The 12,843-nt window shown below is 68.4% G+C and carries 9 protein-coding genes; 4 read left to right on the top strand and 5 right to left on the bottom strand.

Going from position 1 to position 12,843, the window contains the following annotated elements; genetic code table 11:
* Positions 1 to 20: 20 nt before the first annotated feature.
* From EV647_RS18905 to EV647_RS18920, 4 genes are read right to left on the bottom strand one after another with little or no spacing between them, the layout of a single operon-like run.
* A complete protein-coding gene (locus EV647_RS18905) occupies positions 21 to 2,075 on the bottom strand; it encodes an ABC transporter ATP-binding protein (protein ID WP_134004688.1) in 2,055 nt (684 codons plus the stop codon).
* Positions 2,072 to 3,805 carry an ABC transporter ATP-binding protein gene (locus EV647_RS18910; RefSeq protein ID WP_134004690.1) on the bottom strand — a complete coding sequence of 578 codons (1,734 nt, stop codon included), beginning with the start codon at positions 3,803 to 3,805 and terminating at the stop codon, positions 2,072 to 2,074. Before EV647_RS18910 ends, EV647_RS18905 begins: the two co-directional genes overlap by 4 nt.
* Positions 3,805 to 4,476 carry a TetR/AcrR family transcriptional regulator gene (locus tag EV647_RS18915; RefSeq protein WP_238175023.1) on the bottom strand — a complete coding sequence of 224 codons (672 nt, stop codon included), beginning with the start codon at positions 4,474 to 4,476 and terminating at the stop codon, positions 3,805 to 3,807. The genes EV647_RS18910 and EV647_RS18915 overlap by 1 nt, the downstream gene beginning before the upstream one ends.
* A 42-nt stretch (positions 4,477 to 4,518) precedes the next feature.
* A complete protein-coding gene (locus EV647_RS18920; RefSeq protein ID WP_134004692.1) occupies positions 4,519 to 5,289 on the bottom strand; it encodes a TetR/AcrR family transcriptional regulator in 771 nt (256 codons plus the stop codon).
* A 155-nt stretch (positions 5,290 to 5,444) separates the two neighbouring features.
* Between EV647_RS18920 and EV647_RS18925 the strand changes: the two genes are divergently transcribed.
* The 3 genes from EV647_RS18925 to EV647_RS18935 all read left to right on the top strand — a co-directional run bounded on the left by EV647_RS18925 (position 5,445) and on the right by EV647_RS18935 (position 11,327).
* Positions 5,445 to 7,325: an ABC transporter ATP-binding protein gene (locus EV647_RS18925; RefSeq protein ID WP_202870930.1), complete on the top strand. Its 1,881-nt coding sequence runs from the start codon at positions 5,445 to 5,447 to the stop codon at positions 7,323 to 7,325.
* Positions 7,326 to 7,440: 115 nt separating this feature from the next.
* Complete coding sequence (locus EV647_RS18930; RefSeq protein ID WP_238177288.1) at positions 7,441 to 10,170, top strand: DEAD/DEAH box helicase; 2,730 nt, start codon at positions 7,441 to 7,443, stop codon at positions 10,168 to 10,170.
* The gene (locus EV647_RS18935; protein WP_134004697.1) at positions 10,167 to 11,327 is read left to right on the top strand and encodes an SWIM zinc finger family protein; all 1,161 of its coding nucleotides are present in this window, start codon (positions 10,167 to 10,169) and stop codon (positions 11,325 to 11,327) included. The genes EV647_RS18930 and EV647_RS18935 overlap by 4 nt, the downstream gene beginning before the upstream one ends.
* Before the next feature lie 3 nt (positions 11,328 to 11,330).
* Here the strand turns inward: EV647_RS18935 and EV647_RS18940 are convergent, their stop codons facing one another.
* Positions 11,331 to 11,996, bottom strand: a complete 666-nt coding sequence (locus EV647_RS18940) for a DUF4232 domain-containing protein (RefSeq protein ID WP_134004699.1) — start codon at positions 11,994 to 11,996, stop codon at positions 11,331 to 11,333.
* Positions 11,997 to 12,178: 182 nt separating this feature from the next.
* On the opposite strand from EV647_RS18940, the gene EV647_RS18945 reads away from it, so the two are divergent.
* Positions 12,179 to 12,679 carry a GNAT family N-acetyltransferase gene (locus tag EV647_RS18945; RefSeq protein ID WP_134004701.1) on the top strand — a complete coding sequence of 167 codons (501 nt, stop codon included), beginning with the start codon at positions 12,179 to 12,181 and terminating at the stop codon, positions 12,677 to 12,679.
* Positions 12,680 to 12,843: the final 164 nt, after the last annotated feature.

Below are 12,843 nucleotides of genomic sequence, written 5' to 3' on the forward strand. Positions count from 1 at the left end.
GTGCGTCCCCGTCCTTTCGGTCAGCGGGCCATTGGGCGGCCGGCCGGGGTGGCTACCGGTGCGGCGATGGCGGCCGCTTCTTCGTCGATGTCTACTACTGCGCCGCTGAACTGGGCGTTGTAGAGGCGGGCGTAGGCGCCGTTCTCGGCCAGGAGTTCGATGTGGTTGCCCTGTTCGACGATGGCGCCGTTCTCCATGACCAGGATCAGGTCGGCGTCGCGGATGGTGGACAGGCGGTGGGCGATGACGAAGCTGGTGCGGTCGGAGCGCAGGGCGGCCATGGCGCGCTGCACCAGGACCTCCGTGCGGGTGTCGACCGAACTGGTCGCCTCGTCGAGGATCAGCAACTGCGGGTCGGCGAGGAACGCGCGGGCGATGGTGAGCAGCTGCTTCTCACCGGCGCTGACGTTGCTGCCTTCCTCGTCGATGACCGTGTCGTACCCGTCCGGCAGGCTGTGCACGAAGCGATCGACGTACGTCGCCTTCGCTGCCGCCAGCATGTCCTCCTCGGTGGCCTTCAGGTTGCCGTAGAGGAGGTTGTCCCGGATCGTGCCGCCGAACAGCCACGTGTCCTGCAGCACCATGCCGATCCGCGAGCGCAGGTCGTGCCGGGTCAGCTCGGTGATGTCGACGCCGTCGAGGGTGATCCGGCCGCTGTTGAGCTCGTAGAACCGCATGATCAGGTTGACCAGCGTGGTCTTCCCGGCACCGGTCGGTCCGACGATCGCGACCGTCTGGCCGGGTTCGGCGACCAGGCTCAGGTCGGTGATCAGCGGCTCGTCCGGCTTGTACGAGAACGACACGTGCTCGAACTCGACCCGGCCCCGCGAGTCCGTGACCTTCTGCGGCGTCGCGTCGTCCGGCACCTGCTCCTTCGCGTCCAGCACCTCGAACACACGTTCCGCCGACGCCACACCGGACTGCAGCAGGTTCGCCATCGAGGCCACCTGGGTCAGCGGCTGGGTGAACTGCCGCGAGTACTGGATGAACGCCTGGACGTCACCCAGCGACATCGTGCCGGAGGCGACCCGCAGACCGCCGACGACCGCGATCACCACGTAGTTCACGTTCCCGATGAACATCATCAACGGCATGATCAGACCGGAGATGAACTGCGCCCCGAACGCGGCCTTGTACAGCTCCTCGTTCTTCTCCGCGAAGCTCGCCTCGATCTCCTTCTGCCGGCCGAAGACCTTCACCAACTCGTGCCCGGTGAACGCCTCCTCGATCTGACCGTTCAAGGCGCCGGTATGCCGCCATTGCGCGACGAACCGTACCTGCGACCGCTTGGCGATCGCCGCGGTCAGCACCATCGAGATCGGGATCGTGACGAGCGCGATCAGCGCCAGCAGCGGCGAGATCACGAACATCATCGTGACCACCCCGATCACCGTCAGCAGCGAGGTGAGCAACTGGCTCAGCGTCTGCTGCAGGCTGGTCGAGATGTTGTCGATGTCGTTGGTCACCCGGCTGAGCAGCTCACCGCGCGGCGCGCCGTCGAAGTAGCTCAACGGCAGCTTGTTCAGCTTCTCCTCGACCTCGGACCGCAGGTCGAGAATGGTCCGCTGTACGACGCCGTTCAGGATGTAACCCTGCGCCCAGGACAGGAAGAACGCGCCGGCGTACAACGCCAGTGCCAGCAGCAGGACGTTGCGCAGGGCATCGGTGTCGATGCCGACACCGGGGATCAGGTCGATCCCCTGCAGCAGGTCCGCCAGCCGGCCGTTGCCGGACGCGCGGGTCTGCTCGATGATCTGCTCCTTGGTCACGCCGCGCGGGAACCTCTTGCCGATCGCGCCGGAGAAGATGATGTCGGTCGCGCGACCGAGGACCTTCGGGCCGAGCACCGACAGGCCGACGCTGAAGATCGCGAGCAGGATCACACCCGAAACCTGCACCCGGTGCGGACGCAGCCGCCTGAGCAGCCGCTTCGCCGAGGGCAGGAAGTTCATCGACTTGTCCCCCGGAATACCTCCCGGAGGCCCGAACGCGCGCCCGGTGGTGGGTCGCTCAGTCGCCTTGACAGTCTTGTTTTCTGCCGTGCCGTCCGCAGCAGGCTCTTGGGACTCGCTCATGCCGCCTCCTCCGCGGAACGCTGGGACTCGACGATCTCGACGTACGTCGGACACGTGTCGAGCAACTCCTGATGGGTGCCCTTGCCGACGATCGCGCCGTCCTCGATCACCACGATCTGGTCGGCGTCGATGATCGTCGAGACCCGCTGGGCGACGACGACCACGCACGCCTCCCGGGTGACCGGGCGCAGCGCCGCCCGCAGCCGGGCGTCCGTCGCCAGGTCGAGGGCCGAGAACGAGTCGTCGAACAGGAAGATCTCCGGCTTCCGGACCAGCGCCCGCGCGATCGCGAGCCTTTGCCGCTGACCGCCGGACACGTTCGTGCCGCCCTGCGCGATCGGCGCGTTCAGGCCTTCCGGCATGGCCTCGACGAAGTCCTTGCCCTGGGCAATCTCCAGCGCCTCCCAGAGCTCCTCGTCGGTCGCGTCCGGGTTCCCGTACCGCAGGTTGCTGGCGACCGTCCCGGAGAACAGGTACGGACGCTGCGGCACCAGACCGATCCGCTCCCACAGCGCCTCGGGCGCGATCTCCCGTACGTCGATACCGTCGACGAGCACCCGCCCCTCGGTCGCGTCGATCAATCGCGGCACGAGCGACAACAGGGTGGTCTTGCCCGCACCGGTACTGCCGATGATCGCGGTCGTCTGGCCCGGCGACGCGACGAAGCTGATGTCCTGCAGCACCGGCTCGGCGGCACCCGGGTACTTGAAGGAGGCGTGTTCGAACACGAGTTGGCCGCGACCGGTGAAGCTACGGATCGGCGTGACCGGCGGCCGCACCGACGAGTCGGTGTCCAGCACCTCGGCGATCCGGTCCGCGCAGACCGAGGCCCGGGGCACCATGATCATCACGAACACGCCCATCATCACCGAGAACAAGATCTGGATCAGGTAGCTCAGGAACGCGGTCAGCGCGCCGACCTCCATCGTCCCGTTCTCGATCCGGGAGGCGCCGAACCACAGCACCGCGACACTCGACACGTTCAGGATCAGCATCACCGTCGGGAACACCAGCGCCATCAGCCGGCCGGCCCGGATCGCGGTGTCGGTCAGGTTCGCGTTGGCCTCGCCGAACCGCTCGACCTCGTGCGGTTCGCGGACGAACGCCCGGACCACCCGGATCCCGGCGATCTGCTCGCGCAGCACCCGGTTCACGCCGTCGATGTTCTTCTGCATCTTCCGGAACTGCGGCACCATCCGGCTGGCGATGAAGCCGACACAGCCGGCCAGCAGCGGTACGGCGACCGCGACCAGCCAGGACAGGCCGACGTCCTCGCGGACCGCCATGATGACGCCGCCGACCATCGTGATCGGCGCGGCGACCAGCATCGTGCAGGTGGTGACGACCAGCATCTGGATCTGGGTCACGTCGTTCGTGCTGCGGGAGATCAGCGTCGGCGCACCGAACTGGTTCACCTCCCGGGCGGAGAACTCGCCGACCCGGTGGAACACGGCGGCGCGTACGTCGCGTCCGAACAGGGCGGCCGTCTTCGCCCCGAAGTACACCGCGGTGATCGTGCAGGCGATCTGCACCAGGCTGACCGCGAGCATCCAGCCGCCGGTGTCCATGATGTAGCCGGTGTCACCCTTGGCCACACCGTTGTCGATGATGTCGGCGTTCAGGCTGGGTAGGTAGAGGGAGGCAATCGTCCCGACCAGTTGCAGGACGACCACCAGGAGCAGGTTTCCCGCGTACGGACGCAGGTGCGTACGCAAGACGCGAAGTAACATCAATCATCCCCAGAGTCGTGATGGCGGGCACCGTCGAGCGCGAACCCGACGATGTCCTCGGAGGCCGGTGGCTGACCGGTGTGGTGCTTGCGGAGACCGTCGAAGGCGAAGTCGACGATCTCTTCGGCGGTCAGCACGTGGCCGCCGGAAATCATTGGGTGGGTGGCCGAGAAGGTGAGCATGCCGATCATCCGGACGACATCCTCCGGAGGAACCCGGAGCTGGTCGGCGTCCGGCCGCAGCAGATCGGCGAACGCGGCATTGGCCAGGTCGTTCTGATGTTTGCGCCGGGCCTCGTCCATCGGTGTCGAGTGCTTGAACTCAGGCGGTCGGCGGACCCGCAGCGCGAACAGCAGTTTGAACACCCGGCGTAACCGCTTCTGGCTGATCTCGACCGCGACGACGGTCCGCTCCCGCAGCGGCAAGGTGCGATCGACCTGCTCGAGCGCCCGGATCAGGTCCGAGGGGTCGAACACGGTCGCCATCGCGGCCTCGATCAGCGCGTCCTTGCTGCCGAACGCACGGAAGATCGTCCCTTCGGCGATCCCCGCCGCCTCGGCGATCTGCTTGGTGCTGACCTCGGTGCCGAACTCCTCCAGCAACGGCATCGCGGCCGCGAGGATGGCAGCGCGCCGTTCCTCGGGAGGCAGTGGGGTCGCTCGTGGGCTCACGCCCTCAAAGGTAACTGAGTGAGTACTCACTCACAACTACATTCACCCTTCTGGCGCAGTCCGGTTCCCGACCAGCACGGACACGCCGTCGAGGACCCTTTCCAGACCGTACTCGAACGCATGTTCGGCATCATAAGGAGCATCGAACTCATTCCCGACCGCCGTCCCGACGCGGGACGAGAGGGGGAACTTGTCCAGGTCCCCGATCTGATCCAGGTGCGGTACGTGCGCCAGCCACCACTCCTTGTCGGTCATCCCGGACCGCTGGATCACCTGGCGCGCTTCGACCGCCGTACGGACGGCCCCGTGCACGTAGCCGTTGACGAGTGCGACGGTCGCATCCATCTCCAGATCGGTGAGTCCGATCCCCTCGACCGCGGTCAGCTCCCACTCGTACTTGGCCATCACGTTCGGCCCGAGCGGCGGGCGGTTGATCGCGACCTGGAGCAGCCAGGGGTGCCGCAGGTACAGCTCCCGGTTCTCCCGAGCGACCTCGTCGAGGGCTGCTCGCCAGTCCCCCGGTACGACGCGGCGCGGGAGCTCGCCGTACACGGTGTCGAGCATGACGTCGAGCAGTTCACCTTTGCCTGGGAAATAGCGGTACAGCGTCATCGCACCGACGCCGAGCTCGTCGGCGACCCGGCGCATCGACATCGCGGCCAGTCCTTCGGCGTCCGCGACCTGCAGAGCGACCGCGACGATCCCGTCGACGGTCTGCGCCGGCTTCGGCCCGCGGGTGGGCGCGGGACGCCGGCGCCACAGCAGTTCGAGACTCTTCGCGGGGTCTCCGCTGCCGCTGTGCTCCTGGTTCATGTGCGTGATTCCTTGTCAGCGGCTATTCTTCGTACAGTGTACGCAGTTGACCTCAAGTTCCGTCGAGGTTCTAGCGTGAGGTTTTGTCGGTGGTGTGCGGAATCATCGACCGTCCCAGCCGATCGATGCAGCGGAGCACAGCCGTGAGTATGGAAATGACCGCGTGGAACTCGCTCTACCACGCGATGCACGCCCAGGACGAGAAGAGACCCTTCTCCCGAGCCACCTTGCGACGGATCCTTGCCTTCGCCCGGCCCCACCGGCGGTATCTGGTCTCGTTCCTGGTGCTGAGCATCGGCGGTGCCGTGCTCGCCGTCGCCACGCCGGTGCTGGCCGGGCGAGTGGTCGACGCGATCGTCGGCGGCAAGGCCTTCAGCGTCGTGCTGCAACTGTCCCTGCTGATCGCGGCCATCGCGGTCGCAGAGGCCGGGCTGAGCATGCTCACCCGTTGGCTGTCCGCGAGCATCGGCGAGGGGCTGATCCTCGATCTGCGGACCGCCGTGTTCGACCACATCCAGCGGATGCCGATCGCGTTCTTCACCAGGACGCGGACCGGCGCGCTGGTCTCCCGGCTGAACAACGACGTGATCGGTGCGCAGCGGGCGTTCAGCGACACCCTGTCCGGTGTCGTCAGCAACCTGGTGATGCTCGTGCTGACGCTGGTCGTGATGCTCGGCGTGTCGTGGCAGATCACCCTGCTCGCGCTCGTCATCCTCCCGGTCTTCGTCGTGCCCGCGCGCCGGATCGGGAGGAAGCTGGCCGGGCTGCAACGTGAAGCGGCGGACTACAACGCGACCATGAGCACCCAGATGACCGAGCGGTTCTCGGCGCCCGGTGCGACGCTGGTGAAGCTCTTCGGACGGCCGGCTCGCGAGTCCCTCGAGTTCGCGATCCGGGCGCGCCGCGTGCGCGACATCGGTGTCCGGACCGCGATGGTGCAATGGATCTTCGTCACCTCGCTCACGCTGGTGTCCGCGCTCGCGCTGGCAGTCGTTTACGGGCTGGGCGGGTTCTACGCGTTGCGTGACCAGCTCGACGCGGGCGCGGTCGTCTCGATGGCATTGCTGCTCACCCGGCTGTACTCGCCGCTGACCGCGCTCGCGAGTGCGCGGCTCGAGGTGATGACCGCTCTGGTGAGCTTCGAGCGGGTCTTCGAGGTGCTGGACCTGGAGCCGCTGATCAAGGACAAGCCGGACGCGGGACGAGTGCCCGAGGGTCCGGTGGCGGTGGAGTTCTCCGGCGTCAGCTTCGCGTACCCGTCGGCGGACAAGGTGTCGCTGGCGTCGCTCGAGGAGGTCGCGAAGCTGGACACCCGCGGTGGCGTCGAGGTGCTGCACGACGTCTCGTTCCGCGCCGAGCCCGGGCAGATGGTCGCGCTCGTCGGCTCGTCGGGTGCCGGGAAGTCGACGATCGCGCAGCTGATTCCGCGGTTGTACGACGTGGACTCGGGCTCCGTGAAGCTCGCCGGGGTCGACGTACGGGATGTGTCCGCGGAGTCGTTGCGGGAGACGCTCGGCATGGTCACGCAGGACGGGCACCTGTTCCACGACTCGATCCGGGAGAACCTGCTGCTCGCGCGTCCCGAGGCCACCGAGGACGATCTGTGGGACGCGCTGGAGCGTGCCCGGCTGGGTGAGTTGATCCGGTCGCTGCCTGATCAGCTGGACACGGTCGTGGGTGAGCGTGGGTACCGGCTGTCGGGTGGTGAGCGGCAGCGGTTGACGATCGCACGGTTGCTGCTCGCGCAGCCGCGGGTGGTCATCCTCGACGAGGCGACCGCGGCGCTGGACTCGACGAACGAGGCCGCCGTGCAGGCGGCGCTGACTGAGGCCCTTTCCGGACGTACGGCGGTGGTCATCGCGCACCGCTTGTCGACCATCCGGGCCGCCGACCAGATCCTCGTGGTCGAGGACGGGCGGATCGTCGAACGCGGCACGCACGCGGATCTCCTCGCGGCGGCCGGACGGTACGAGGAACTGCACCGGACCCAGTTCGAGCAGCCCGGGACGGAAGGCGCCGAAGTGCTTCCGGTCTGATTTTCTTGTTGTTGTCCGTAGCGAGTGGAAGGTCGTCGGGTTGGTGGGCACGGGACAGGAGCTGGCTGGGTGTGCGGTGGTTTTCCGGCCGGCTGATCCACCACGGGCAAGTCGCGTGGCGTTCTGGGATCCGGACGGCGGCCCACTCCCCCTCGGGGTCGGCGACCAGGTGGAGCTGGACCTGGTCGCCGCGGACTCCCCCGCTGGACCGGCGGCGGGAGGCGGTGGCGTCCGCGCCGTCGAGTTGCCGGTAGCGGAGGCCGTTCCGATCCTCGGGCGGATGCGGCGGGCGCCTGGGGCGCACCCGTCGGCGGCCTTCTGGGGTGGCGCCTCCCTGGTCGCCCTCCAACTGGTTGCCCGCGGCAAACTCCTGCCCGGCGTCACCCCCGACGGTCACGACGCCTGGCGGGTCGGCCCGCTCGATCCCGACGACGTCACCCGCCTCCTCACCCTCGCCGAAGCAATGCCCGCCTCAGCCCGAGCACTCCCACTCACCAACTCTTCTCAAGGTGAGGTGCGGGTTCCTGTTGCTGAGGAGCTGTTGCGGGAGTTTCTGGATGCCGTGGCCGACGGCATGCCTCGCTCCCCCGCCGCAGCGAAGGCACATCAGACCAACCTCTTCACCGCGACCGCGCCCCAGCGCGCCGAGCGTCTGCGGACCTGGGCCGACGAAGTCTCGGCCGGACTGGACACCGGCGTACGGATCTCGCTCCGCATCGAACTGGCCGACTCACTCGCCTTCAGCGCCGCGGTCCAACTGCACAGCCTCAAGGACCCAACCCTCGTCAGAGACGCCGACGATGTCTGGTCCGACGACGTTCCCGGTTTCGGACCGCGAGCACGGATCGACGCCACACTGGCGATCCGCCGCGCGGCACGCGTCTGGCAACCACTCGGCCGCCTGCTCGACTCCGCCGTACCGGATCGCATGGACCTCGCGGACGAAGAGGTCGCCGAACTGCTGGCCGGTTCCGCACAGCGGCTCGCCGCAGCAGGCGTGGACCTGCACTGGCCACGCAGCCTCGGCCGGGAACTCACGGCACGCGCGGCGATCACCTCGGCCGACGGGCCGCCCAGCGATCTCCCGGGCTTCTTCGGCGGTGACCGCACCCTCGATTTCAGCTGGCAGGTTGCACTCGGCGACGACCCGCTGACCGAGGCCGAGCTCGACCGGCTCGCGGAGGCGACCCGCCCGGTCGTGCGGCTCCGGGACCAGTGGATGCTGATCGATCCCGAGCTCGCCCGCAAGGCCCGCGAACGCATCCTCAAACCCGTCACCGCGATCGACGCCCTCGGCGCAGCCCTCACCGGGACCACCGAGATCGACGGACGCCAGATCGCCGTCACCCCGACCAAGTGGCTCGACGACGTGCGCGCCAAGATTGCCGACCCGGACCGCGCCGACGAGCCGATCGAAGCGCCCGCCGGACTGCAGGCGACCCTCCGCGACTACCAGCTGCGCGGCCTGCGGTGGCTGTCCCGGATGACGTCGCTCGGTCTCGGCGGCTGCCTCGCCGACGACATGGGCCTCGGCAAGACGATCACGCTCATCTCGCTGCACCTGCACCGCCAGCAGTCCGCCGACACCGCCGGTCCGACGCTGGTTGTCTGCCCCGCGTCGCTGCTCGGCAACTGGGAGCGGGAGGTGCAGCGCTTCGCTCCGGGCACGCCAGTACGCCGCTTCCACGGCACGTCCCGTTCGCTCGACGAGGCACGGGAAGGTTTTGTGCTGACGACGTACGGGACGCTGCGGCGTGACGCCGTACGGCTGGCCGAGCATCCGTGGGCGCTCGTGGTTGCGGATGAGGCGCAGCATGTGAAGAACCCGTCGTCGGGTACGGCGAAGGCGCTGCGGACCGTTCCGGCCAAGGCGCGGGTCGCGCTGACCGGTACGCCGGTGGAGAACAATCTGTCCGAGCTGTGGGCGATCCTCGACTGGACGACGCCCGGGCTGCTCGGCCGGCTCGGGTCGTTCCGGAACCAGTGGGCGCAGCCGATCGAGGCGGACAAGGACGAGGAGGTCGCGGCGCGGCTCGCGAAGCTCGTCAAACCGTTCCTGCTCCGCCGGAAGAAGTCCGATCCGGGGATCGCGCCCGAGCTGCCGCCGAAGACCGAGACGGACCAGGCGGTGTCGCTGACCCGCGAGCAGGTTGTGTTGTACGAGGCAACGGTCCGCGAGCTGATGGCGGAGGTCCAGGCGAGCGACCGGATGGCGCGGCGCGGGCTGATCGTGAAGCTCCTGACCGGGTTGAAGCAGATCTGCAACCACCCCGCGCAGTACCTGAAGGAGCCCGGCGACGCGCGGCTGACCGGTCGCTCGGGCAAGCTCGAACTGCTCGACGAGCTGCTCGAGACGATCGTCGCCGAGGACGGCGCCGTGCTCGTCTTCACGCAGTACGTCGCGATGGCGCGACTGCTGGAACGGCATCTCGCCGACCGCGGCATACCGACCCAGCTGCTGCACGGCGGTACGCCGGTCGCCCGGCGTGAGGAGATGGTCGACCGGTTCCAGGCCGGCGAGGTGCGCGTGTTCCTGCTGTCGTTGAAGGCGGCCGGGACCGGGCTGAACCTGACCCGCGCGGATCACGTCGTGCACTTCGACCGCTGGTGGAACCCCGCGGTCGAGGACCAGGCGACCGACCGGGCGTACCGGATCGGGCAGACCCGGCCGGTGCAGGTTCACCGGTTGATTGCCGAAGGCACCATCGAGGACCGGATCGCCGGCATGCTCGCCGCCAAACGCGAGCTGGCCGAGGCCGTGCTGTCCGGAGGCGAAGCCGCGCTGACTGAGCTCTCCGACGCCGAACTGGCCGATCTGGTCGAGCTGCGGGGAGGTGCGCGATGACCGAGGCACAAGGCTTCCCGGCCTTCGCGGCCCAACACCGCAGTACCCGGGGCCGGTCGTGGTGGGCCAGGGCCTGGGTGCAGGCGATGGAGGACACGTCGCTGGACAACGGTCAGCTCAAGAAGGGCCGCCGGTACGCGAACTCCGGCCAGGTCGGCACGATCACTGTCAGCCCCGGACGGATCGCAGCTACGGTCTACTCGCCCGAGGACACGTACGAGGCCGTGGTCCACGTCGACCAGTTGAGCGATGACGACTGGCACAGGTTCCACGAGCAGGTCGCGGCGCGCGCCGGTCACATCGCGGCGTTGCTCGACGGCGAGATGCCGCACAAGCTGGTCGAAGCAGCGTCCGACGCCGGTGTCACCCTGCTGCCGGGCATCGGCGATCTCGATCCGAGCTGTACGTGCGACGCCTGGGAACTCCCCTGCCTGCACGCAGCCGCCCTGTGCTACCAGGTCGCCTGGCTCCTCGACGCCGATCCGTTCGTGCTGCTGCTCCTCCGCGGCCGCACCCGCGAGGCGCTGCTCGACGAACTGCAGGCCTCGTCGGCCCAGCCCGTCGAGGCGGGCGTTGCCGTCACCGACGTACTGGCCGGCACTCCCGGCGATCTGCCCGAGCCACCGGAGCTCCCCGCGCGCGTTGGTCTCGACGAGCTCGCGGTGGCGGGGATCGAGCCACCCGGCGACCTCGGGCCGCAGGTGCTCCAGTTGCTCGTGCTCGATGCCGCCCGCCGCGCCCGATCGATCCTCAACGCGCTCCTCCACGGCACCGCCGAACCGCGGCCCCTCGACGAATGGCAGGACGCCGTCCGCCTCGCGACGGACTTCCCGCAACTCGTCCCGGCGCTGACCGAGTCGACCGGACGGAACCTTGCCCCCGGCATCCAAGCCTGGCAGTACGGCGGCGCGGCCGGTCTCGACGTACTCGAGCACACCTGGACGCCCGACCCTGCCGAGCTCAACCGAGCGCGGACGGAGCTGCTCGCCGCGGGCGACGACCTGACCATCAGCACGTCGGCGAACCGGTTGACGCTGGGCACCGACACGCAGCTCCGCCTCGACCGGGACGGCCGCTGGCATCCGTACCGGCTCGTCGACGAGGTCTGGATCCCGGCCGGTACGCCTTCCAGGGATCCGCTGGTCGTCGAGTGGTAAGAGTCAGGGCTCGGTGACGGGACGCATGGCGAGGCCCTCGGTGCCCGCCCAGTACGTGACGCGCTGGCCGTCGTCGGCCTCGAACGAGGTGACAGGCATCTTCACCCTGACCGGCTTCTCCGCCTCGGCCTCGCCGCCTGGGCTGCCGAGGCCGACGGTCATGAACTTCACGGGATAGGTGTCCATCTGGCCGCCGGTGGCGAGCACGCCTGCGTAGGCCTTCTCTCCGGGAGCGAGGGTGACCGCCGCATCGGGGTTGGTCCCCTCCTTGACCGGGGCGTAGCTCTTGGCGTTGCCGAGCGTGACCTCGGGATAGTTCTGTACGTCGCACTTCTTGGCACTCTTGTTGGTGGCCACGAGCATGAGGTGCCGGACCTCTTCGCCCCGCGCGTCGTAGTTCGTGACCGTGAAGGTCAGGTCCGCCATGGTGCACAGGTCGACGCTGGAGTCGCCGGTGGGCTTCTTCGACGGAGGCGCCGTCACCGGCTTCACCGGGCTCGACGAGGTCGTTGCGCTCGCCGAGGTCGTCGTACTCTGCTGGTCCGAGGGCTTGCTGCCGTCCGACGCGCTGGCGGACCCGCACGCGGCGGTTGTGAGGAGTGCGGCGACCGCGCCTGCCCCCAGGGCATACCTTCTCCAACTGCCTGCATGCTTGCGATTCACGTTCACTGAAGACCCCTTGTTCAGCTTGACGAATTCGAGGTGATAGACGCCTCACGCTCGGTTAAAGTTGGTCACGACTTCGGAGCAGGAGGAGGTGAGTTGATGACCGCGCCGGCCTGCGCTGCGGCACGTCCCGCGGCGCCATCGGTCATCCAACTCATCCGCTGAACCTCCGAAAGGGACCTCCGTTGTCCATCACCTGGATCACCCGTGTCGAGACTCCGTCCGACATCGAACCTCTCCGCGCCCTGACCCGCGAGGCCTTCGGCCGGCAGTTCGAGGTCGACTTCCTGGACGCGCTTCGCGCGGACCCGGTCGCCTGGATTCCCGGGCTCTCGTTCGTCGCCACCACGTCCGACGACGAGCCGATCGCCTACGCGATCCTCAGCCGTTGTCACGTCGACGACGTACCGGTCCTGTCGCTCAGCCCGGTCGCCGTGATGCCCGCGTACCAGCGACAGGGGGCCGGTGGGGCGGCTGTGCGGGCCGCCTTGGCGGCGGTGCGTGACCGCGTCGAGCCCGCGGTCGTAGTCCTCGGCCACGCGGACTACTACCCGCGGTTCGGTTTCCGGCAGGCGACCGAGTTCGGCATCCACCACCCGCAGCACGACGGCCCGCACCTGATGGCACTCGCCCTCGGCAACCACGCAGTACCCGCCGGAAACCTCACCTTCCCCGTCACCGGCTGACGACGCCACGGCCCCGGGCCGACCCCACGGGAGGGTCGGCCCGGGCACGGAGCGGTCCTTAACGAGGTACGTCGGGCGGTCGTAAAAGGTTCACTCAAACTCGCCGAATCACTTGCGCACCCGCCTTGTATACATGAAACAGTCGACAGGAACCCGCCTACTCA

Source organism: Kribbella sp. VKM Ac-2566, assembly GCF_004366005.1.
In the GTDB taxonomy this organism is placed as follows: domain Bacteria; phylum Actinomycetota; class Actinomycetes; order Propionibacteriales; family Kribbellaceae; genus Kribbella; species Kribbella pratensis.

Bases quoted from the DNA above. Each gene is read 5' to 3' on its own strand.
- EV647_RS18925 (WP_202870930.1), top strand. From the start codon at position 5,445: ATGACCGCGTGGAACTCGCTCTACCACGCGATGCACGCCCAGGACGAG.
- EV647_RS18910 (WP_134004690.1), bottom strand. From the start codon at position 3,805: ATGTTACTTCGCGTCTTGCGTACGCACCTGCGTCCGTACGCGGGAAAC.
- EV647_RS18920 (WP_134004692.1), bottom strand. From the start codon at position 5,289: ATGAACCAGGAGCACAGCGGCAGCGGAGACCCCGCGAAGAGTCTCGAA.
- EV647_RS18935 (WP_134004697.1), top strand. From the start codon at position 10,167: ATGACCGAGGCACAAGGCTTCCCGGCCTTCGCGGCCCAACACCGCAGT.
- EV647_RS18905 (WP_134004688.1), bottom strand. From the start codon at position 2,075: ATGAGCGAGTCCCAAGAGCCTGCTGCGGACGGCACGGCAGAAAACAAG.